This is a genomic window from Paenibacillus spongiae (assembly GCF_024734895.1).
GTDB classification, from domain to species: domain Bacteria; phylum Bacillota; class Bacilli; order Paenibacillales; family Paenibacillaceae; genus Paenibacillus_Z; species Paenibacillus_Z spongiae.
Window position 1 is genome coordinate 7,344,061 of the sequence record NZ_CP091430.1, and the last position, 21,382, is coordinate 7,365,442.

Below are 21,382 nucleotides of genomic sequence, written 5' to 3' on the forward strand. Positions count from 1 at the left end.
CAGAATAACCGGCATCCGGCATCCTTTAGGGTTAAATTAAGGAGCCCGCCTCCTCGCGCATGCGAAAAGGCTGGCTCCTTCTTTCAACAATATCAATACCCCTTACGTTAGCGCGCTGTCCAAGCTTGGGATCGATACCACGCCGCTGCAGCAGCGACCTCCGAGCTGGTTAGCCGATGTCCCATGGCTTCCCATCCCACGGTAACGGATGCGCCTGCATCCAACAGCAGCTTCGACAGCTCCTCCGTTTCTTCAGGGGAGCAGATCGGATCATTCGTCCCGGCGCCAATATAGATCGGGACGCCCGATAGATCGGGCAGCTTCACGCCTCGACGGGGCACCATCGGATGATGCAGTACCGCGCCCCGAAGCGCGTCTTTTTCGTGAAATAGCAGACTTGCTGCTATATTAGCTCCGTTAGAGTAACCAACGGCGACAAGATTACGGCGGTCAAACCCATATTCTTCAGCCGCATGATCAAGAAAGCCGCTCATTTCCTTCGTGCGGAAGATCAGATCCTCCTCGTCGAAGACGCCTTCCGCCAAGCGGCGGAAGAAGCGGGGCATACCGTTCTCGAGCACATTGCCCCGCATGCTGAGTACGGGCGAGGCGGGTGAAATCTGCTCCGCCAACGGCAGCAAATCGCGCTCCGTTCCCCCTGTTCCATGGAAGAGCACCAGCACCGGAGCATGGGGATCCGCTCCTTGCAAATAGAGGTGTTGCATTATTTATCCGCCTCCAGTACGCGTACTTGAATGGGACTTAAGTTCGCTTCGATTTGGCTCCGGTTCGGCTCATACCACTCGGGCAGCATCAGCTTTTCGCCCAGCTCATCCGCCTCTTCGTCGCGTGCGAATCCAGGAGGATCCGTGGCAATCTCGAACAGTATGCCGCCAGCTTCCCGGAAATAGATCGCATTGAAATATTGACGGTCAATGATCGGCGTCGGCGATAAGCCGTTCTCCTCGATATGGCTTCTCCACTGCGCATGGTCCTCATAATCCTTGGCGCGCCAAGCAATATGATGAACCGTGCCCGCTCCACCGACGCCATAGGCCATCGGGGTTACATTCACATCAATGATATTTCCCAAATCACCGGTCGCTCTATACCGCGTATAATCCCCTTCCTGGCCCACCTTCTGCAGCCCCATTACCCGCTCCAGCAAATTACCGGTATATGCAGGCGCCGTACTATATAGAACAGCGCCCCCGAAGCCCTTGATCGCTTTGTCTGCCGGCACGCCGCCGAACGACCATTCGCTTGCCGGCCCCTCCTCACGCGCGACCAGCTCGAGCTGAAGCCCGTCATAATCGGAAAACTGCAGGTAGCGTTCATTGAAACGGGTCGTCTGCGTAACCGGGATACGGTGACGCTTCAGGCGCTCTTCCCAGAAATCCAGCGTGCCTGCGGGAACGACATAGGTCGTAATGCCAACCTGTCCGCCGCCCACCTTGCCCTTCCGCGAATCTGCCCAAGGGAAGAACGTAATAATAGTGCCCGGGCTTCCAATCTGATCGCCAAAGTACAGATGGTACACTTCCGGGGCATCGAAGTTAATGGTTTTCTTGACCAGGCGCAAGCCCAGCACCCCGGCATAAAAGTCAACGTTCGCCTGCGCATTCTGCACAAAAGCGGTAATGTGGTGAATACCCGCAGTCTGTTTGTTCATCATCGTCCACTCCTTTTTCATGATTATCGATTGGCTGCCGGATCTTCAAAGGGATCGTCAGGGTTGATTCCCGGTCGGACCACGATTCCAATCGATTGCATTAATTCAGCATAAAGTTTCTTAAAATTAAGATATATAGCAGAAAATGAAAGTAGTCATATACGTCGGGCGAATATAACTACTTGAAGCTGTCCTGCGCATGCTTGCCGAGTTTCTTCAATAGCTTGGCCGCGGCCTGCTGCTCTTCCGGCGAAAGGCCCTCTACAGCCTTCTCAATAACTTCAGTATGTCCAGGAAACACTTCTTCAATGAATTGTTTCCCTTGCTCGGTTATCTCTGCGAAAATGAGACGCCGATCATCGGTCGATGCTCTGCGCTTCGCAAAATTCTTCCGTTCGAGCTTGTCGACGACATACGTAATATTCCCGCTGCTCATCAGCACTTTCCCGCCGATTTGCTGGATCGGCTGAGCGCCTTTGTGATACAGCAGCTCAAGGACGCCGAATTCGGTCCGATTCAAGCCATATCTTCGAATGTCCCGATCCGCGTGGGCATTCACCCATTGACTGGCTCTGGACAGGGCGATGAAGAGATTCAATGCCTCGTTCTTGGATAGATCCATCCGGCCTTCCCCCTTCCCAATAGCGCCATATGGTTCATATTGTTGTATCTTAAATTTAAGATACTTGATTTGATTTAAAATGTCAACCCATATTCGTGTTTCTTTTTCCGTTTCGCAGCGCGCCTAGATCCTCACTCCGTATCCTCCACCTTTGCGTGAACGCTGATTTCTATGTAAAAAAGCCGCATCTCAACCCGTTTTGTTCATTCAACCGGATCAAGATGCGGCTATTGACCATGATGGGATTACAGCGTCAAACCGCCGTCTACCATGACCAGGGAGCCGGTCATGTAGCTGGAAGCCGGCGATGCCATGAACGCAACGACTCCGGCGATCTCGTCGGCCTGAGCCGGACGCCCCATTCTTACCTTCGAAATTTCCTCCGGCACATATCCGCCTTCCGCGAAGGACTTGGCCACGCCCTCCGTCAGCGCCGTCTGTACGGCTCCCGGACAAATCGCATTGACGCGGATTCCCTTGCCGACGTATTCCAGCGCCGCCCCCTTGGTGATCCCGACTACCGCGTGCTTCGTCGCCGAATAGACGCTGGCGCTGTGCTCGCTGCGGACTCCCGCCGTCGAGGCCGTATTCAGAATATGGCCGCTGCCTTGCTTGTCCATGACCTTCAGGACATATTTCATTCCGAGAAAGACGCCTTTGACGTTGATGGAGACCAGGCGGTCGAACTCGGCTTCCTCCACGTCGGCCAATCTGGAAAATTTCTGTACGATGCCCGCATTATTGAAGAAGAAGTCGATCTTCCCGTACGTTTCCACAGCCTTGTTGACGTAATTCTGCACCTCTTCGCTATTGGCCACGTTGGCTTGGACGAATATTCCTTCTCCGCCGCGCTCTTTGATCATCCGCAGCGTTTCTTCCCCGGTCTCCTTGTTGAAATCGACCAGCACGACAGCCGCGCCGTTCTCGGCCAGCTTCAGACTGCTCGCTCTTCCGATCCCGCTCCCCGCTCCGGTAACGACAGCAACCTGCTTGGATTCAGTCATGTCAGAACACGCTCCTCTAAGTTAGTTGACACGATTAGCTTGGATCCGGTTCATTCTTACCGGACGGTCCGGCATGGCCGCTTACTTCGCGTAGTAGCCCCCGTCGATGGGAAGCTCGATTCCCGTTATATAAGAAGATTCGTCGGAAGCAAGGAACAATACGCCGTTCGCAATGTCCTCCGCTTCGCCCAGACGAGGCAGCGGAGACTGGGACAGGAACCATTGTTTCATCTTCTCGTCAGCCATCAATTCGATCGACATAGGAGTCTTGATGTAGCCTGGATGCACCGAGTTGACGCGGATATTATGCTTCGCGAAGTCGATTGCCGTTGCCTTGGTCAGCAGGCGGACCGCCCCTTTGCTGGCGGTGTACGCGCCTGCGCCGCTGCCGCCGGTCAATCCGGCAATGGACGAAATGTTAACAATGGAGCCTCCTCCATTCTTGATCATGTGCGGAATGACATGCTTTTGCCCCAGAAAGGTGCCCGTTACGTTGATCGCCATTGTCTTGTCCCATTGCTCTACCGTCATATCCAGCATCGGAGTCGCGTTGGAAACGCCGGCGTTATTGACGAGAATATCAATCTTCCCGAAACGGGCGATGGTCTCATCAACAATCCGGATCCAATCTTCTTCCGAAGTCACATTATGCGTAAAGCCGACCGCCTCGCCGCCGCTCCGCACGATCTCTTGAACCGTTTCCTGCAGCTTCTCTTCTTGTAAGTCCGTAATGACAACCTTCGCCCCTTCTTTAGCAAAAAGGATCGCGTCGGCTTTGCCCATGCCCCCTGCAGCACCTGTAATAATCGCCACTTTGTCTGTTAATCTCATGATGTCTCCTCCATGTGGGACGACAGGCCGGAAAGCTAATTTCAAGCCCATATCCTGTTATTTGTTTCGCATCTGAATGTTGCTTAACATCTTTTCATAGGAAGCCAGCAGCAAATCGATCTCTTCGTCCGTGAAGCCAGCCCAGAGCGTCTCCGTCATCTCCTTGTACTTTTCCACAATGCGATTCTCGACTTCTCTGCCCTTGTCGGTAATGCGCAGGTAGACGTTTCTCCGGTCGGTTTCCGAAACCGTTCGTTCAATATAGCCTTTGGCAACCAGCTTATTCGTTAAATTCGTGACAGCCGACAGCGTGATGTCGAGCGCGACCGCAAGATCCGAGCAATTCTGCTTCTCTTCCACGGCAAGGATTTGAATAATTAAATATTGAGGCGCAGTTAAATCGTTCTCTAAAATTTTGGTATAGCCAACCACAAACTGAGTCATCTGGCTGGAAACCATGAAGGATAACCGATCTTTCTTATCCAGCATTCATCACCTCTTTACGCACATCGATTGACCATCAAACTATTTAAACATTGAAATAGTTAATACCTCTTAACTATTATACCTCTATCTTACTCACCCTGATTGACCGAGTCAAGCCGCGCCAGCTGTCAAACTCCGACGATCCCGCCATAAAATAGAAACCGTGGGCGAACAGGCCATCTTGCTCCGTCACGACCGTCCCTATATGAATAAAAGGAATGTCTTAGAGAACGCTACATGAAACGGATCGCCTTAACCGTTCCGCTCTCGACAAAGCCAATATTCTTATACACCCTATTCGAAACGGGATTGTTCAAATCGGCATACAGCATCGGCTCCAAGCCTTCCTTCATCGCGATGGCGCACAACTCGGCTACAATTGCACTTGCATACCCCTTATAACGTTCTGCAGGAGGGGTATAAACCGCATTAATCCGGGCATGTCTCGGTGAACGATGCGCGATATTCGCCATCGATACAGGCTTTCCCTCTACCAGCCATAGATATAGCCCGCCGCCGGCAATGATTTGCTCCGCCGCTGACCGCAGGCTGGCCGGATCCACAGCGGCACCGAGCGCCTCTTCTGAGAAGCCTGCCTTAAATTCGGCAACAATATTCACGTCTTGGCTTGCCGCAGGTCGAAGGAGGCCGATGACGCCCTCAGGCTTCTTCACCTGAGGGCAGACATACGCTTCCATCATCATGTTGGTACGATACGACAGCGCATTCGCCTGCGAATAGACCGCTGCGAACTCCTCTGCCGTCTGCGGGTCGCCCGTAATTCCCGGTAGCGCAGTTCCTTGAATACGATGCGCGAGCTCCTTCATAAGGATGCTTCTCCGCTCGCCGGGAACATCGCCGGAAATCCACAGCCATGCAGCATTGCCATGTGTTTGCGCATAAATCATGTTCCCATCCGGCGATTTGAAGCCATATGCGTTCTCCTGCTGCCCGCTAATGAGATGAATCAGGTTATACCGGGCTTCATCAAGCCTGAACCGGCTTTGCGACAATGCGCAGTCGTTTGGAACCAGCCTCTCTAACATGGTATTCCCTCCTCCATAATGAAAAAGAACGCAAAATAATCCATCCCCTTCAGGGACGGATTATATCCGCGTTACCACCCTTATTGGCGCACAAAAGCACACCCGCTCAGTCATCATCCATCAATGATGCTCCTATGTAACGGCAGGAATCCGGGTCCGCCTACTGTTAATTTCGAAGGACCTGCTCCGAGGTGATGGCTCGAATCCCGCCGCTGACTGCTTCGCACCAACCAGCAGCTCTCTGTACAGCTCATGCGCAGGCCGAAATGTCCTCTTCATCGCATATGGAATATAATTTTTTCCAGTTTATAATTGAATGAATATTCTGTCAATAAATGATTTCCACCACTCTCCGCCAACCGGCGCATGCTCCTATAACTGTAACCAAAACGTGTACGGTTGACTCTCCCTTTTGTTGTTACTATACTTATTAGAGCTAGTATAGGATATAGATATGCCGGATGCCGCTCATTTCGCAAGGGTAAATGTTCTCGTTCTTGGGGAACAATACGTCGGAATAGAACAAGAGTCAACAATAGGAGAGATCAATATGGAACTGAAGAATAAGACCGCTATTATTACCGGAGCTGGCAAAGGGATTGGGAAGACGACTGCCATCGCCTTGGCGAAGGAAGGCGTCCACCTTGGTCTGCTGGCCAGAAGCAGCGCCGATCTTGAAGCTCTCCAGTCGGAATTGTCCGGCAACTATGGGGTTAACGTTTATTACGCTGCGGCCGATGTATCCAAGAAAGAAGACGTCGATACAGCCATCCGGACGCTGGCTGCCAAGCTTGGATCGATCGATATTCTGATCAACAATGCCGGGGTCGCGCATTTCGGCACGCTGGTCGATATGGAGCCAAGGCAGTGGGAGCAGATCATTCAGACCAATCTGATGGGGACTTATTACGTTACTCGAGCCGCGCTGCCTACGATGATCGAGCAGAACAGCGGCAGCATTATCAACATCGCCTCGACGGCCGGCGAGCGTGGGTTTGCCAGAGGCTCCGCCTATTGCGCATCCAAGTTCGGCGTTCTCGGCCTGACGGAAGCCGTGCTCCAGGAGGTCCGCAAATTCAATATTCGTGTCACCGCGCTTACGCCGAGCACCGTCAATACGGAGCTGGCCGTCAATGCAGGTCTCACGGTCAGCGATGAGGACCGCATGATGCAGCCGGAGGATGTATCCGAGCTTATTCTGGCAACGTTGAAGCTGCCGGAGCGCGTATTTATTAAAGCTGCAGGAATTTGGACGACAAACCCGCAGTAAATCATAGTCCGTCCTATAAGGAGGCAATAGCATGAGCAACGAGCATTCCGAATCAGGCAAAAAGCTGCACGAGATCCCGCTGTCTGTCCTGGATCTGGCCCCGGTTACCGAGGGCGGTACTCCCGCGGAAGCCTTCCGCAACACGCTGGAACTGGCCCGTCATGCGGAGCGGTTAGGGTTTAACCGCTACTGGCTTGCCGAGCATCACAATATGCCCGGGATCGCCAGCTCCGCCACTTCCGTCGTGATCGGCTATGTCGCGGCCGGTACGGAGAGGATCCGCGTGGGCTCAGGCGGTATTATGCTGCCTAACCACGCTCCACTGGTCATAGCCGAGCAATTCGGCACATTGGAATCCATGTATCCGGGTCGGATCGACTTAGGGCTCGGAAGAGCGCCCGGCTCCGACCAGCTGACCGCCAGGGCGCTGCGCCGCGGGCTTGACAGCGACGGGCAGAACTTCCCCGAACAGTTAAGCGAGCTTCGTTCCTACCTGAAGCCGGCGAATGAATCGGGTCTTACGGCGCTGCGGGCCACGCCCGGCGAAGGCCTTAACATTCCGATCTGGCTGCTCGGATCCAGCGGGTTCAGCGCTCAGCTGGCCGGGATGCTTGGCCTGCCATTCTCCTTCGCCAGCCATTTTGCGCCGGAATATCTGCTTCCTGCGCTAGAGCTGTACCGGAACAGCTTCCGTCCTTCGGAAGTATTGGACCAGCCTTACGCCATGGTTGGCCTGAACATCGTTGCGGCGGATACGGACGAAGAGGCGCGCATGCTGGCGACCTCCCAGCAGCTGCAATTCCTTAACCTCATTCGCGGCCGTCCGGGCAAGCTGCAGCCGCCCGTTCCGAGCATGGACGGACTATGGAGCCCCCATGAGCAGGCCTTGGTTCAAGGCAAGCACAGCTACTCTGCTGCCGGGAGCAAGGAGACCGTGCGCGCCCGCTTGAAACAGGTTCTTCAGGAAACGCAAGCCGATGAACTCATTGTAACGGCTCAAATCTATGATCATCAGGCCCGCTTGCGTTCCTACCAGCTGCTGGCCGAAGCGGTGAAAGAAGAGGCCTGATCCCTTTGTTATACGTAAAAGGGCGTTCCCCAGCCATAATGGCCGGGGAACGCCCTTTTTTGTCATGTTCATACTATCGGTAAGCAGCACATATGGCCTCAACGGACATCCAGTCCGTTATCTTGGAATTCCAGGGTTATCGGACGAGCTGCGGACCTGACAGCCCTTATTCGGGCTTGAGCGCCGATCGATTAATCCACGTACCCTGCCAGACCCTTGTCCATCAAATATTCCATCTCCGCGTCAAGGATCGTCTCGACCGTCATTTCGTCCAGCTTGACGTCCGGCCGGCTCAGCACATAATCGACCAGCTCGTCGCTGTCGATATCGACCTCGCCCTTGGCGTTTGCTTTCGCCTTGTCGATAAAGCCCAGTTCATGCTTGAGTACCAGCCGAATGTTTGCCGGGCTGGCCTTTGTTTTGTCCGCGATATATTGAACCATCTCTTGTTCATTCACTTGCTCGCTCATCTATTCGCCAACTCCTCTGTTGTGATCGTATGAGCTATTGTATCATAACGATCGCAATACTGCCTAAACAGCGGCATGAGAGACCCCGCCGGGCTTGCCAATCGAGTGAAGAAGCGCCGCGATCAGCCGGAGCAGCACCTCCGCCTGGATGCCTATTCTGTACCCGCCTCTCCCTTTTTCCATTAATCCTGCATTCATCCATTCTTCGGCGGTTAATCGAACATCTTCCTCTGTAGAAGCATCCGTCTGAAGAGCAGCAGCCGGGACCGGTTCATTGGAATTGAAATAGCGCTTCTGCTTTAAGAGTGACGTTAGCAGCCCATCCCACTGCGCGGGAAAGAGATCGAATGGCAGCTGATCGTCCTCCCAGACGCCCTCCGTTTCCTTAAGCGCATCTAAGGTGACGCTGCAATGAAGCTTTCCCTTCCACCATACCGTGATTCCTTCAGGACCGGCATGCACGAACGGGAGCCCCTGATCGAACACGCCCTTCTCCGTCCCTGCAGACCTTACATGCCCATCGGACATCTCATCGATCAAATGACATAATCGGAACGCCATATCAATTTTCTCGCGTGGTGCCATCTCCCGCATCTCCGCCTCGATCGCCGGCAGCAGACGGTTGATGCCCCCATTGGGATCTGATCCAAGCAAGTAATCGATCGTACACTCTAACGCTCGCGCGAGATGGACTAATAGTGCCGTATCAGGCAGCGAATCGCCATTCTCCCACTTCGAAACCGCCTGACCGGACACGTTCAATTGCTGTCCTAGCTGTTCCTGCGTCAATCCTTTGCGATGACGAAGCAGAGCGATCCGCTTCCCGGCCTCCTGCATCATAGACAGTTGCCTCCCCTTCATGAACAAATGATATTCGAGTGGCCGGGATCGGAACGGTCCGTCTCCCTACCCTCGGCTATAGTATAAGATGCAGGGAACGATTGCGGCATCGAGCCGTGCTCTACGCGCTCAACCGGCAGTTGATTTATCCTTCCTGCAGTTGAATTTGAATCGCCTACTCCGGCCCGGGGATGAACTGGTATCTCGCCAGCTCGACCCGCCCCTCCTCGTCCGCCATGACGCCTTCGCTATTCAAGTAGAGAATCTGCTTCAAACGGGATTCTTCATCTTGAATGGCAATCTCTCCCTTGGCGTTGACAACCCTGTGCCAAGGAAGCGCGTACGCCTTGCTCATCGAATGCAGAACCCGCACCACCTGCCTTGCTCCCCGCGGACTTCCGGCTAGTGCCGCTATTTGCCCATAGGTCATGACAGACCCGTCCGGTATAGCCTTTATAATTTCAATAACCCGTTTCGTGAATGGATTCATCCGCCTTCGCATGCCTCCCTCTATCTGTTATCAATCGAAAACTGCTCCATTGCTTGCTTGCTCGCTCGTTCATTTATTCTCTTACGCACGGGTTCCCTTTGACCATTCCAAGATTATCTTCCGCCTCCTCATCATATCGCACGAGTGACCGATATAGCATGAAGTTTTAGACGATCTTAAGTTGGATATATATTGCGCCATAAGTATTACATGGTATTATTTTCATATGACATAAGAACTAGATTGGAAGGTGGATTTATACGTGAAGCAGGTCGAAACCCTATATCGGAGAAACAAACTGCTCGTCAACATCATCTGGGGATTGTTAGTCCTTGGGATCATCGTCGATATCCTTACCGGCGCACCTCAAAGCTCGATTATCGTACTGATCGTTGTCGGCACCATTACGTGCGGCTGCGCAACGGTCTTGACTTATAAGCGATGGTTGGCCGAATATGTAATGTATTTCATCGCCGCGATCGTGACGCTTCTCACCCTGCTGTTGATCATGACCGGTCCCATCATTACGACTTATTTCCTCGTTTTCGTGAATCTCGCCATTATGACCCTTTACAACAATTTCCGGGCGATTGCGTTCTCCAGCCTCCTCGGCGTCGGTTTGACCGTGTACCTGTTTCTCAGTCCATACAAAGCGGAGATGTTCGGCAATAACGATTCCCTTACCATCGCGATGTATCTGGCCATGATCGTCATTCCGCTCCTGGCATCCGCAAGATTCAGCGAACGCATCCAGGCGGAAGCCAATGACCAGCGGGAGAAGGCGACAGCCGAACGCAACCATTCGCAGACCATTGTCGAGAACGTGTCGGATTCACTCCATCTGCTTCGCGATTTCAGCTCCAAGCTCAAGCAGAACATTACATCGACAAGCGCGATTTCCGTAGAGGTCACTTCTGCATTCGCTGAGATTTCATCCAGTACGGAGACGCAGACGGCCAGTATTTCCGACATCAGCGAGTCGGTTCGGATTATCGAGCAGGCGGTCGAGTCGCTGGCCAACCGGTCCACAGAAATGAGAACGCTGTCGGAAAGCTCCGTCACCCTTACCGGCAGTGGAAGCCAAGAGGCGGCCGCGTTAGAAAAGCAGATCGATCAGGTCCATATCACGATCAACGCATCCGTGGCACTCATGAACGAGCTGAATGAGCAGAACAAACGCATCGGCGAGATTGTCGCGACCATTAACCATATTTCCGCCCAAACGAATCTTCTTGCCCTTAATGCCGCTATTGAAGCCGCCCGCGCAGGCGAACACGGCAAAGGCTTCGCCGTGGTGTCCAATGAGATCCGCAAGCTGGCTGAAACGTCGCAGCAGTCTACGGAGGAGATCGGAACCATATTAGAAACCATTCGCGCGAAGACCGATCAGGCTTCCGAGCAAATTCTCCTTGGTCAACACAACGTGATCGAAAGCGGTCATGCGGCCAAACAGGTTGCGGAAGCGATGCGGACACTGTCGGCCAATTCCGGCAGGGTGGAAGATCAATCGAATCAGGTACAGCGCTCCGCCGGCGATCTGCATCGGCAATACACGAAGATAACCGATGAAATCATTACGATCGCAGGCATTACCGAGGAGAATCTGGCCTCCATCAAAGAAATGGCCAATAATATGAATACCCAGCATACCAGCATCCAAGAAATCGTGGAAAGCTTTCTGAATCTGGACAAGCTCGCCTCGGATCTGAACAAAATGACCGAGCGTTGACGCAAACAGCAGCACGCCTCTATGCACAGCCGGATGACCGGGTACAGGACGTGCTGCTGGTTTACGTTTAATGTCTGTTAACAGAACAACGCCGTGAATTCAACCGCGATCATTCCCGTTAAGCCCTCTGCTCGCCCAGCGCCATTATGACCGGGCCTCCATGAATGGCCTCCTGATCCGCAGGAAGCCCCCTCTATTTAAGCTGGTATATGCGGATCAATTGCTCCGCGGCCTCTTCCAATAAGCTCTCCGCTTTGGCCATCGCCGCATCAAGCGTCATGGGCCGGTTCACGATACTGACCACTGCAGAGATTCCATGCTCGTACAGGCTATCGATCCCTTCCCCGATGGAGCCTGCCAGAACGACAACGGGCACATGATGCTTCTTCGCGACCTGCGCGACACCGTATGGCGTCTTGCCGCGGGCCGTCTGATAATCCACCTGTCCTTCGCCGGTAATGACAAGATCGGCATCCGAAACGGCGGATTCCAGCTCCATGACCCGGGCAACGACGGATACGCCGGATTCCAGCCTTCCGTTCAAGAAGGCCATGATCGCCCCGGATAGACCGCCCGCCGCCCCTGTTCCGGGCACATCGTGGATCGCTATGCCGAGCGTGCTCTCGATAAGATCGGCAAAGTGACGCAAGCCTTGGTCGAGCACCTCGACCATCAGAGGCGTGGCCCCCTTCTGCGGCCCGAATATAGCGGAAGCTCCCTTCGGCCCCACGTAGGGATTATCCACATCGCAAGCGATCACAATATCGCATTCCGCAATGCGAGGGTCGAGCTTATCGGTTCGAATTGCCGTTATCCGCTGCAATTCGCCTCCGCCGAATCCGACTGATTCGCCGTGCCCATCGAGCAGCTCGACGCCCAATGCCTGCAGCATGCCGGCTCCTCCGTCGTTCGTTGCGCTGCCTCCCACGCCGATGATGAAGGACCGGCAGCCTTGATCCAGCGCCGCCTCGATAAGCTGACCCACGCCGTAAGTCGTTGTGTGCAGCGGATTCCGTTCATGCGCCTCAATCAGGTATAACCCGGAGGCCATCGCCATTTCGATCACGCAGGTCGTCCCGTCCCCCAGCATGCCGAACCCGGCTTCAATTACGCGTCCCAGCGGATTGCTGACCGGCACCTGCATAATCCGGCCGCTAGTCGCATGTACCAAGCAATCCACCGTTCCTTCCCCGCCATCGGCCATCGGGATAACCTTAATCGCGCTGCCCGGTACCGCGCGTTTGATCCCTCTTTCAATCGCGCTCCCTACGCCGACCGCCGACAGGCTTCCTTTGAATGAATCCGGTGCAATAACAATTTTCATGAGCGTACATCCTTTCGATTCAAGCTCCGGCGCAGTAGTCCTCTTTTCTACCGGGCCTACTCTATTCCAGCAGCTTCATGCTTACCATTGTAACCGCATTCATGTGATTTGGCTTCCCCCTGGCTCTTTAAAAATGCATCCATTCTATGAAATGAAACATTCACGCCGATGCTGCGGGACAAGCATCCGGTCAGGGAATGCATCGTGACTCGATGGATTGCGCTTGCACCGACTGGCCATGACCGAGGATTGCTTTTCTAGCCGTTTACGTATATGGTTTGAGACATACTTACATCTATCTACCTCATTATCCGATAAAGGCGGTTACAGCAGTGGAATACCAGCATGATCAGCTTCCTTCTTATATATACACCTACGCAAGCCCCGACGAAGAGCTCTCCTTATGTCAATTGGAGATGCGCACGTTCTTCGGAACCGACGCTCCGCCCAATCTGTTTCAAAGTCCGGTCGGGATTGATCCGAGCCGCAGTCCGTTTATTCGGGAACGCATCGAAGTATTTTATGAAGGGGATAGTGTGGCCGAGATCGTCGAACAGGTCGCGCAGATCGATACACAGGAGATGACGTTCAAGGTGATTTTCGTGAAGACGAATGATCTGGAGCCGTCAGCTAAAATCGAATTCGAGGAACAGCGCGTTATCGAGCGCGAGCTGGGCTGGCAAATTAACGGGGAGGCCGACGTCCGCAACCCGGACTATGTATTCGGCATTGTGACCATGGGCGGGAGATGGTACTTCGGCAATTACCGCAAAAGCAAGACGGTCTGGCTTCAGCATCAGAAGAAGCCGCGCAGCTATTCCATAGCGCTTCCGACGCGTATAGCCAGAGCCGCTGCCAATATCGCCGTTCCCGATCCGGAGGGCATCCGGGCCATCGATCCCTGCTGCGGCATCGGGACGGTGCTGGTGGAGGCCCTCTCCATGGGGATTGACATCGTCGGCCGCGATATCAACCCCTTTATTTGCCGGGGGGCGCGCGAGAATATCGCCCACTTCGGATATCATTGCCCGGTCACGTTGGGATCGATAGCCGATGTCACTTTGAAGTACGATGCAGCCATTATTGATATGCCCTATAATCATGTATCTACCATTTCATCGGAGGAGCAGTTCGACATTCTTCGGCACGCACGCCGAATCGCAGGCAGAGTGATCGTGATTACGATTGATCCGATGGATGAGATGCTGATACGGGCAGGGTTTCGAATTGCCGACCGCGCGGTCGCAAGAAAGGGATCTTTCTTGCGTCATATTATCGTTTGCGTCTGATGGTTCAGTGCATCGGCGCGCGTCCGGAGGACTTGCTTACCTGTACGCGCCTGATGAAGAAGGCGGCCGCAAGTCCGGCCAGCGCTACGATCATCCCGAACAGAAACGCATGCTGCGAGCCGATCGTCATTGCTTCCGTCACCTCGCTCGGATCGAGGGGATTGGCGGAGCTCTTCAAGTAGTCGTTCATTCCGCTCGACAATATACTGACCGCAACCGCAGTTCCGATGGCTCCCGCTACCTGCTGAAGAGTATTCATCACGGCCGTTCCGTCCGGATACAGTTCCGGCGGAAGCTGGTTGAGCCCATTCGTTTGCGCCGGCATCCAAATCATCGATATGCCCACCATGAGGCAGGAGTGCAGGACCACGATCAGCGCCAGCGTTGAAGCGGCTGTAATGCCGGACATGAACCAGAGCGCGGCGGCCGCCAGCACCAGACCGGGAATGACGAGCCATTTTGGACCATACTTGTCGAACAGGGAACCCATGAGCGGGGACATGAACCCGTTGAGTATTCCCCCGGGAAGCAGCAGCAGTCCTGCCGTGAAGGCGGACAAGCCCATCCCCTTCTGCATATACAGCGGAAGGATCAGCATCGAGGACAGAATGATCATCATGCAGAAGAAGATCATGATCAGACCGATGATGAACATCGGGAATTTGAATACGCGCAGGTCCATCATCGGCTGCTTCATCGACAGCTGACGCAGGGAGAACAGGAGCAGCGAGAGAAGACCGATGGCGATGGCGGCTATAACGACAGGGCTGCCCCATCCTTCCGTTCCTTCGCCTGCCTTGCTGAATCCGAATACGATTCCGCCGAATCCAATCGTGGACAGCAGAATCGACAGCATGTCGATCTTCGGCTTGGTCAGCGTAGAGACGTTCTGCATGAACAGAATCCCGAACAGCAGCGCTACCACCAGGAACGGCAGCGACAGCCAGAAGATCCAGTGCCAGCTCAAGTGCTCGATCAGCAGACCCGAGACTGTCGGACCGACTGCAGGGGCGAACATAATGACAAGACCGATAACCCCCATCGCCGCCCCTCTCTTATGAGGCGGAAAGATAATCAGAATCGTATTGAACATGAGCGGCAGCAGCAGACCCGTGCCGGCTGCCTGGAATACGCGCGATACGAGCAGCACCTCGAAGGTGGGTGCCATGGCGGCAACTAATGTGCCTGTGATCGAGAAGGCCAGCGACGCAATAAACAGCTGTCTTGTCGTAAACCACTGCAGCAGCATACCCGATACCGGGACAAGAATGCCGAGTGTCAGCAAATAGCCTGTGGTCAGCCATTGCGCGGTTGGCGCTGTAATTTGCATGACCTGCATCAGATCGCTAATGGCAATATTCAATGCGGTTTCACTGAACATGCCGATAAACCCGCTGATCAGAAGGGAGATCATGATCGGTAATACTTTGTAATTCTCAGCATTACTTTCATGGGTTTTTGTATGATGATTGCCTTGTTGTGCGGTTGCTTCCACTTTCCCAAACCTCCAATATTCTCTTCATTGCCCGTGTACTTTCAACGACTCGCCCCCGGTTTGAATAATCGTTCCCGCACCTTGTTACAAGCAGTCTACCAATGAGAACATAACGCGAATGGGATGTCAAAAGCTTTTTTCTTCCTATGGGCTGAATCGAAAAGAAAAACCACTCCGGGACGGAGCGGTTTGGCAAACGGCCTGTATGACGCAAGCAGATTATTATCCCAAGAGATGATTAGGTTATTGCTGCTGCTTTGATCTATTGTCTAGGAGGACGCCGCCTCCAGCTTGGCACGCGGGGATTTGAAGAGCTCGATCCACTTTTTAATCGCCGCAACCATGATAATCACGCCCAGCACAAGCATTATGATCGATAACACGCCGTTCAGCACGCTGTATCCGGATGCCTCCGTATTGAGATAGACGTTCTTGACCATCCAGTAGCCCGCATAGTTGACCGTCACGAACAGATAGGCAAGCGGAATAAGGCACGTGAGCATATACCGGCGTTTATCGGCCATCTTGAGAATGACGGTAGCTCCGATGATGAGACCGATGGAAGCCATCAGTTGGTTGGAGACGCCGAACAGCGCCCATACCGAGCCGATATCGCCCGAGAACAGCAGGTAGCCCCACAGGAAGCACGCCAGCGCGCTGGCGAAGATCGTGCCTGGCACCCAATCGACGCGCTTCAACGGCTTGTACACTTCGCCGAAGAAGTCTTGGATGAGATAACGGGAAACCCGCGTTCCCGCGTCGATTGCCGTCAGAATGAATACCGCCTCGAACATAATGACGAACTGGAAGAAGTATGGCGCCAGATTGCTGAACCACGGAATTTTGGTGAAAATATAGGTCATTCCGACAGCCAACGTTACCGCGCCGCCTGTTCTTCCTTCCAGATTCAGACCGATTTCCTCGCTAAGCTGCGGCAGGTTAACCACGTTCATGCCTAATGTTTTGAATACCTCAGGCGTCGAGTTGATGGCAAAATAATCCGCAGGCTGCAGAGCAGTAGCCGCGATAAGCGCCATAATCCCGACCAGGCATTCGACCAGCATGGCGCCGAAGCCGACCGCTTTAATATCGCTCCAGCGGTTGATCATCTTCGGCGTCGTACCGGATCCGACGAAGGCGTGGAATCCGGATATGGCTCCGCAGGCGATCGTAATGGAGATGAACGGCCATACAGGACCCGGCAGAATCGGGCCGCCGCCGTGGATAAACTCAGTTACGGCCGGGAATGGAATGGCCGGATTAATAATGAACACGCCGATAATAAGGGCAATGAATACGCCGATTTTCATGAAGCTGCTTAGATAGTCGCGCGGCGCAAGCAGAAGCCAGACAGGCAGCGCTGCCGCGAAGAATGCGTAGATAGGCAGTATAATCGCCAGCGTATGGGAATCGAACGACAACCACTCGCCAATGACCGTATCCTGAATGGAAGGGCCTATGAATACGCCGACCATGAGAAGAATGAAGCCGATCGTAGAGGCTACCTTCAAGTTGCCGGTCTTCTTATATAGCAGGCCAACGCCCATCGCGATCGGGATCGTAATGCCGACGGCGAACGTTCCCCACGGATTGTTCTCCAGCGCATGCAGGACAACCATCGACAGGCCGGCCATCGTAATCGTAATGATGAACAGCATCGCGAGTCCGGTACAGAAGCCCGCAACCGGTCCAAGCTCATCCTTGGCAACCTCGGACAACGACTGACCGTTCTTGCGCATCGATGCGAACAAGACGACGGCATCGTGCACGGCGCCGCCGATAACGGCGCCGATCAACAGCCAGAGCAAGCCCGGCAAATAGCCGAACTGCGCTGCCAGAATCGGACCGACGAGCGGGCCTGCTGCGGCAATCGCCGCAAAGTGATGGCCGAAGGTGACCCATTTATTCGTTGGAACATAATCCTTGCCGTCATTCAGCTCGTGAGCAGGCGTCGGCTTGGAGTCATCGAGCTTCAATACTTTAGCTGCCATGAATGTACCGTAAATCCGGTATGCAATCATAAGAATACAAATCGATCCAATGACAATTGAAACCGCATTCATATTTCATGTCCTCCCCAGATGTCTTTATCGTTGTTTCATCATACGCGATGTAACAAACAATCGGCTGTTTTCAGGATAGGACGCCAAAGATGGGGAACGAGTGACAGCATAACCGGTCCGGAATGCAAACGGTAACAAGCTAAGAGCCGGAAGGTAATCGACCTTCCTCTTAAAGTCCGATAAGCTGCTTGAGCTCCTTCATATAGGTCCGGCTGACCGGCACCTTGGAGCCGTCCTTCATGATCAACGTATAGGTGGAATGGAACCAGGGCTGAATCTCGACGATACTGTCCACATTAACGAGAAATGCGCGATGGACGCGAACAATCGAAGTATGCTGCAGCTTCTGCTCGAACGTGACGAGCGGTTCGTTCACTTTATACTGCTGATGATCGTCCGCAACGATTACAGTCTTCCCTTCCTCGGAGCTGATATACAAAATTTTACTCACCTGTACGAGCAGAATCCGGTCCTCGACGGTAATCGCCAATTTCTCGGGTCTTTCCACTGAAGCCGATTTCGGATGTGCCGCCCGATGGCTGTCGCGGGCCTCGTGCAGCTTGATGATTTTCTCCACCGTGTGCTGGATGCGGTTCTCGTCGAATGGCTTCAGAATATAATCGATTGCATTCAGCTCGAATGCCTTGAGCGCATATTCATCGTAAGCCGTCGCGAAGACAATCTCCGGCGGATGGACCGTCTCCAAGAGCTGCCTGGCCAACTCCAGCCCGCTGTCCTCCGCAAGCTGGATGTCCAGGAACACCACATCGGGCTCCAGCTCATGAATTTGCGACATAGCCTGCTCGATGCTTTCGGCTTCCCCTATGACCTCTATCCGTTTCGTGCGGCGCAGAATATACGTCAATTCGTCTCTGGCCAGCAGCTCGTCATCCACGATATACGCCTTCAACATGCTGATCCCCCCACATATGCTTAAGCGGCAATATAATCACTACTTTGGTGCCGGCCTTCTCTCCGCTCTCGATCTGGAAGACGGCCTCTCCGCCATAGATTTCTTCGATTCGCTTGCAAATATTATAAAGTGCGGTACCTGTTCCTTCTCTTGACGAAACCGCTTGTTTACCCAGGGACGGGAGCAGCCCGGAAGAAATCCCTTGGCCGTTATCCTCGGTAATGAGTACCATGCGGCCGTCATCTTCATAAGCGCGGACCGCAATCTGTCCCTGGCGGTTGGCAGCCGATTTCGGGAAAGCGTGCCTTACCGCGTTCTCGACCAGCGGCTGGAGCGTGAACGGCGGAATCAATACCTCCTCCAGCGAAGGCTCGATATGAAGCTCGACGTTGTATTTGCCCGGGAAACGGGCTTTCTCCAGCGATAAATAAGCCTCCAGATGCTCCAATTCCTTATGGAGCGGGATGAGCATCTGACGCGCTCCCTGCAGATTACTGCGGAAAAACACGCTCAGCTGGAGCAGCAGCTTCCTCGCTTGCTCCGGATTCGTGCGGCACAGAGCCGATATCGTATTGAACGCATTGAACAGAAAGTGCGGATGGACCTGGGCTTGGAGCGCCTTAATCTCAGCGTCCTTCAGAAGCCTGCTCTGCAGCTCGGCTTCCGCCAGCTCCAGCTGTGTCGAGAATAGATTGCCCAGACCTTCGGCAAGCTCCTGCTCAACCTGGTTCATATGGCTGGCGTGCGTAAAATAAAGCTTCAGCGTCCCTACCGTCTTGCGGTGAACCTTGAGCGGAAGCACGACGGCTGCCTGCAAGGTGCAGTTCGGATGGAAGCATTGAATCTCTTCCCGGGATTTGGCCTTCAGAATACGCCCTTGCTCCAATACATTCTTCGTTAACTGCGTGGAGAGGCTCTGCATCGGAATATGATGGTCGGAGCCTGCTCCAATATGCGCCAGAACCTGATGCTGGTCGGTAATCGAGATGGCATCGGCATGCGTCCCTCTTAGAATGATGGCCGCCACCTCCCGGCACGAGTCCGGGTTCAGCCCTTGGCGGAAGAAAGGGAGCGTCTGATCCGCGATCCGCAGCGCTTTGTGCGTCTGCAGCGCGCGCGTCCGCTCCTCCTCCTGCACAATGGATTGCACGATCAGCATGAATAAGAGCGTACCGAAGCCGTTAATGACGATCATTGGAATGCCAATGATCCGGACAAGCTCGAATGCCGCATCGAATGGTCTGGCCACCAGAAGGATGATCCCCATTTGGATACACTCCATAATAATGCCGATTGCGACCGCACGCCAGGGCGTGTTCTTCCCGTGTCTGCGCAAATAACTTCCGATGTAGCCGGTTGCAATACCTGCGAATATGGTGGAGAAGCCGCATGCAACGGCAGTGTACCCGCCCAGCGACAGCCGGTGGATACCCGCGACCAGACCGACGCCGGTTCCAACAAGCGGGCCGCCGAGCAAGCCGCCAAGAACCACGCCGAGCACCCTCGTATTCGCGATCGCGCTGCCATCGTCGACTTCGGTCTGCCACACCTGTGACAAGATATGACCGTCGTATACTTGGATCCCGGTGTAGTTGCTGATAATCCCGAAGGCGCCGAAAACGACGACCAGCAGCAGCTTCTCCTTCATTCCATGCTCGTTATGAATGATCTGCCGGAAGCTTCTCATCCTGGAGAGCAAGAACACCACGATCAAGAGAACGCCGACCCGCTCCAGCATCAAAGGCAACAAGTTGATCATCGCCGAATTTCCCCTCTTCCCTCTTCTTCTTCGTATTTAGTATATATAAGTTATCCGGGAAATCAGGTTGGTATTTTTATGAAATCCACAGCTCCTTAATGCCACGCAAATAATTAGGTTATGAGCAGCAAAACCCGACCAAATGATCTGTCATTCGGTCGGGTTCTGCTTTGAATCGGCCAGTATGCAGAGGCATCCCGTTAACTTGTACGGACTTTGTACTTTATTCTGCAATAGGAATGAGATTGTCGGCCGTCAAGCAAGCACCGCCACTTTTTCCTGAAGCTGTACGGGTACGAAAAGTGACCCACTCTTGTTTTGATCAAGTACCATGCCAGGTGACGGACACAGGATACCTTATTTGCTATTTAGCCTAGCTTTGCATTAGTTACGGACATGATATCCGTTATTGTCATGATTTCTTGGATTTGAAGCACGCTTTTCCCCAAATAACGAACGTCATGTCCGTTAAGAGCTACAATACCATGTGAAATCCAATAATAAAGGATCTGATGTCCTTAACCAGTACAAGGATTAGGTTCCCTCCTCGTGCTTACCCGGAGCACAAACAAAGAAACGCAGCCCTAATCGGCTGCGTCTCACTTTAATCTGCATGCCGGCCCCTTGATCCAGACCGGATACTTACGGATCTCGTTACTCCGGCAAATGCTCCCTGCAATAGGCGGTCAAGGCTTCTTCCTCTTCCGGCTCCATATCGAAGTCGAGGTATTGATTGGTCGTGATCTCATAGAAATGGTAGGATAGAATACGCGACTGCTCCCCATCCACCATGAAGATGACCTTCAAATACACGCCATTCTCGGAATATAGCTCATCCTCTTCCGGAATATCCAGATCCAGCTGGAATTCATATCTCTGACCCGATAAAATGCCATAGGGATCGACCACAGCTTCAACGTTGTATTTCTTGACTGTCAGCAATTGTTCATCTCCTCCGTCACACTAGCATCCATTATACGACTAATTGCACAAGCTGCACCAATCAATTG

General features: G+C 53.5%; 20 protein-coding genes and 1 other annotated feature. Of the genes, 4 read left to right on the forward strand and 16 right to left on the reverse strand.

Annotated elements, in window-relative coordinates; all coding sequences use genetic code 11:
- Positions 1-107: 107 nt before the first annotated feature.
- The 7 genes from L1F29_RS32985 to L1F29_RS33015 all read right to left on the reverse strand — a co-directional run bounded on the left by L1F29_RS32985 (position 108) and on the right by L1F29_RS33015 (position 5,661).
- Entirely contained in the window at positions 108-725 is a 618-nt protein-coding gene (locus L1F29_RS32985; protein WP_258386184.1) for an alpha/beta hydrolase, read from the reverse strand.
- Positions 725-1,672, reverse strand: coding sequence for a ring-cleaving dioxygenase (locus L1F29_RS32990; protein WP_258386185.1), 948 nt, complete (start codon positions 1,670-1,672; stop codon positions 725-727). The genes L1F29_RS32985 and L1F29_RS32990 overlap by 1 nt, the downstream gene beginning before the upstream one ends.
- A gap of 178 nt (positions 1,673-1,850) precedes the next feature.
- The gene (locus tag L1F29_RS32995; RefSeq protein ID WP_258386186.1) at positions 1,851-2,294 is read right to left on the reverse strand and encodes a MarR family winged helix-turn-helix transcriptional regulator; all 444 of its coding nucleotides are present in this window, start codon (positions 2,292-2,294) and stop codon (positions 1,851-1,853) included.
- Between the two features lie 245 nt (positions 2,295-2,539).
- Positions 2,540-3,298, reverse strand: coding sequence for an SDR family NAD(P)-dependent oxidoreductase (locus L1F29_RS33000; protein WP_258386187.1), 759 nt, complete (start codon positions 3,296-3,298; stop codon positions 2,540-2,542).
- An 81-nt stretch (positions 3,299-3,379) separates the two neighbouring features.
- A complete protein-coding gene (locus L1F29_RS33005) occupies positions 3,380-4,132 on the reverse strand; it encodes an SDR family NAD(P)-dependent oxidoreductase (RefSeq protein WP_258389887.1) in 753 nt (250 codons plus the stop codon).
- Positions 4,133-4,186: 54 nt separating this feature from the next.
- Positions 4,187-4,618, reverse strand: a complete 432-nt coding sequence (locus L1F29_RS33010; protein ID WP_258386188.1) for a MarR family transcriptional regulator — start codon at positions 4,616-4,618, stop codon at positions 4,187-4,189.
- A gap of 230 nt (positions 4,619-4,848) precedes the next feature.
- Complete coding sequence (locus tag L1F29_RS33015) at positions 4,849-5,661, reverse strand: GNAT family N-acetyltransferase (protein WP_258386189.1); 813 nt, start codon at positions 5,659-5,661, stop codon at positions 4,849-4,851.
- A 48-nt stretch (positions 5,662-5,709) separates the two neighbouring features.
- Positions 5,710-5,949: a binding site (T-box leader), on the reverse strand.
- Positions 5,950-6,211: 262 nt separating this feature from the next.
- Here L1F29_RS33015 and L1F29_RS33020 point away from each other — a divergent pair.
- A complete protein-coding gene (locus L1F29_RS33020) occupies positions 6,212-6,931 on the forward strand; it encodes a 3-ketoacyl-ACP reductase (RefSeq protein ID WP_258386190.1) in 720 nt (239 codons plus the stop codon).
- 31 nt (positions 6,932-6,962) lie between these two features.
- A complete protein-coding gene (locus L1F29_RS33025) occupies positions 6,963-8,000 on the forward strand; it encodes an LLM class flavin-dependent oxidoreductase (protein WP_258386191.1) in 1,038 nt (345 codons plus the stop codon).
- Between the two features lie 191 nt (positions 8,001-8,191).
- On the opposite strand, the gene L1F29_RS33030 is transcribed toward L1F29_RS33025, so the two are convergent.
- From L1F29_RS33030 to L1F29_RS33040, 3 genes are all read right to left on the reverse strand, one after another.
- Complete coding sequence (locus tag L1F29_RS33030) at positions 8,192-8,470, reverse strand: hypothetical protein (RefSeq protein WP_258386192.1); 279 nt, start codon at positions 8,468-8,470, stop codon at positions 8,192-8,194.
- Between the two features lie 63 nt (positions 8,471-8,533).
- Positions 8,534-9,310 carry a helix-turn-helix domain-containing protein gene (locus L1F29_RS33035; protein ID WP_258386193.1) on the reverse strand — a complete coding sequence of 259 codons (777 nt, stop codon included), beginning with the start codon at positions 9,308-9,310 and terminating at the stop codon, positions 8,534-8,536.
- A 175-nt stretch (positions 9,311-9,485) separates the two neighbouring features.
- Complete coding sequence (locus tag L1F29_RS33040; RefSeq protein ID WP_258386194.1) at positions 9,486-9,800, reverse strand: MGMT family protein; 315 nt, start codon at positions 9,798-9,800, stop codon at positions 9,486-9,488.
- Between the two features lie 262 nt (positions 9,801-10,062).
- On the opposite strand from L1F29_RS33040, the gene L1F29_RS33045 reads away from it, so the two are divergent.
- On the forward strand, positions 10,063-11,529 hold the full coding sequence (locus L1F29_RS33045) for a methyl-accepting chemotaxis protein (RefSeq protein ID WP_258386195.1): 1,467 nt from the start codon (positions 10,063-10,065) through the stop codon (positions 11,527-11,529).
- A 193-nt stretch (positions 11,530-11,722) separates the two neighbouring features.
- On the opposite strand, the gene L1F29_RS33050 is transcribed toward L1F29_RS33045, so the two are convergent.
- The gene (locus tag L1F29_RS33050) at positions 11,723-12,853 is read right to left on the reverse strand and encodes a glycerate kinase (protein WP_258386196.1); all 1,131 of its coding nucleotides are present in this window, start codon (positions 12,851-12,853) and stop codon (positions 11,723-11,725) included.
- A 332-nt stretch (positions 12,854-13,185) separates the two neighbouring features.
- Here L1F29_RS33050 and L1F29_RS33055 point away from each other — a divergent pair, with 332 nt between their 5' ends.
- Positions 13,186-14,142: a TRM11 family SAM-dependent methyltransferase gene (locus L1F29_RS33055; protein WP_258386197.1), complete on the forward strand. Its 957-nt coding sequence runs from the start codon at positions 13,186-13,188 to the stop codon at positions 14,140-14,142.
- A gap of 4 nt (positions 14,143-14,146) precedes the next feature.
- Here the strand turns inward: L1F29_RS33055 and L1F29_RS33060 are convergent, their stop codons facing one another.
- From L1F29_RS33060 to L1F29_RS33080, 5 genes are all read right to left on the reverse strand, one after another.
- Positions 14,147-15,556: a DHA2 family efflux MFS transporter permease subunit gene (locus L1F29_RS33060; RefSeq protein ID WP_258389888.1), complete on the reverse strand. Its 1,410-nt coding sequence runs from the start codon at positions 15,554-15,556 to the stop codon at positions 14,147-14,149.
- Between the two features lie 350 nt (positions 15,557-15,906).
- On the reverse strand, positions 15,907-17,700 hold the full coding sequence (cstA, locus tag L1F29_RS33065) for a carbon starvation protein CstA (protein WP_258386198.1): 1,794 nt from the start codon (positions 17,698-17,700) through the stop codon (positions 15,907-15,909).
- 169 nt (positions 17,701-17,869) lie between these two features.
- Entirely contained in the window at positions 17,870-18,613 is a 744-nt protein-coding gene (locus tag L1F29_RS33070; RefSeq protein ID WP_258386199.1) for a LytR/AlgR family response regulator transcription factor, read from the reverse strand.
- Positions 18,588-20,372, reverse strand: coding sequence for a sensor histidine kinase (locus tag L1F29_RS33075; RefSeq protein WP_258386200.1), 1,785 nt, complete (start codon positions 20,370-20,372; stop codon positions 18,588-18,590). Before L1F29_RS33075 ends, L1F29_RS33070 begins: the two co-directional genes overlap by 26 nt.
- Before the next feature lie 654 nt (positions 20,373-21,026).
- Positions 21,027-21,314 carry a DUF6509 family protein gene (locus L1F29_RS33080; protein WP_258386201.1) on the reverse strand — a complete coding sequence of 96 codons (288 nt, stop codon included), beginning with the start codon at positions 21,312-21,314 and terminating at the stop codon, positions 21,027-21,029.
- Positions 21,315-21,382 lie beyond the last annotated feature (68 nt).

Bases quoted from the DNA above. Each gene is read 5' to 3' on its own strand.
- L1F29_RS33075 (WP_258386200.1), bottom strand. From the start codon at position 20,372: ATGATCAACTTGTTGCCTTTGATGCTGGAGCGGGTCGGCGTTCTCTTG.
- L1F29_RS33035 (WP_258386193.1), bottom strand. From the start codon at position 9,310: ATGATGCAGGAGGCCGGGAAGCGGATCGCTCTGCTTCGTCATCGCAAA.
- L1F29_RS33020 (WP_258386190.1), top strand. From the start codon at position 6,212: ATGGAACTGAAGAATAAGACCGCTATTATTACCGGAGCTGGCAAAGGG.
- L1F29_RS32990 (WP_258386185.1), bottom strand. From the start codon at position 1,672: ATGAACAAACAGACTGCGGGTATTCACCACATTACCGCTTTTGTGCAG.
- L1F29_RS33040 (WP_258386194.1), bottom strand. From the start codon at position 9,800: ATGAATCCATTCACGAAACGGGTTATTGAAATTATAAAGGCTATACCG.
- L1F29_RS33025 (WP_258386191.1), top strand. From the start codon at position 6,963: ATGAGCAACGAGCATTCCGAATCAGGCAAAAAGCTGCACGAGATCCCG.
- L1F29_RS33030 (WP_258386192.1), bottom strand. From the start codon at position 8,470: ATGAGCGAGCAAGTGAATGAACAAGAGATGGTTCAATATATCGCGGAC.
- L1F29_RS33050 (WP_258386196.1), bottom strand. From the start codon at position 12,853: ATGAAAATTGTTATTGCACCGGATTCATTCAAAGGAAGCCTGTCGGCG.
- cstA (WP_258386198.1), bottom strand. From the start codon at position 17,700: ATGAATGCGGTTTCAATTGTCATTGGATCGATTTGTATTCTTATGATT.
- L1F29_RS33070 (WP_258386199.1), bottom strand. From the start codon at position 18,613: ATGTTGAAGGCGTATATCGTGGATGACGAGCTGCTGGCCAGAGACGAA.
- L1F29_RS32995 (WP_258386186.1), bottom strand. From the start codon at position 2,294: ATGGATCTATCCAAGAACGAGGCATTGAATCTCTTCATCGCCCTGTCC.
- L1F29_RS33000 (WP_258386187.1), bottom strand. From the start codon at position 3,298: ATGACTGAATCCAAGCAGGTTGCTGTCGTTACCGGAGCGGGGAGCGGG.
- L1F29_RS33010 (WP_258386188.1), bottom strand. From the start codon at position 4,618: ATGCTGGATAAGAAAGATCGGTTATCCTTCATGGTTTCCAGCCAGATG.
- L1F29_RS32985 (WP_258386184.1), bottom strand. From the start codon at position 725: ATGCAACACCTCTATTTGCAAGGAGCGGATCCCCATGCTCCGGTGCTG.
- L1F29_RS33060 (WP_258389888.1), bottom strand. From the start codon at position 15,556: ATGATCTCCCTTCTGATCAGCGGGTTTATCGGCATGTTCAGTGAAACC.
- L1F29_RS33015 (WP_258386189.1), bottom strand. From the start codon at position 5,661: ATGTTAGAGAGGCTGGTTCCAAACGACTGCGCATTGTCGCAAAGCCGG.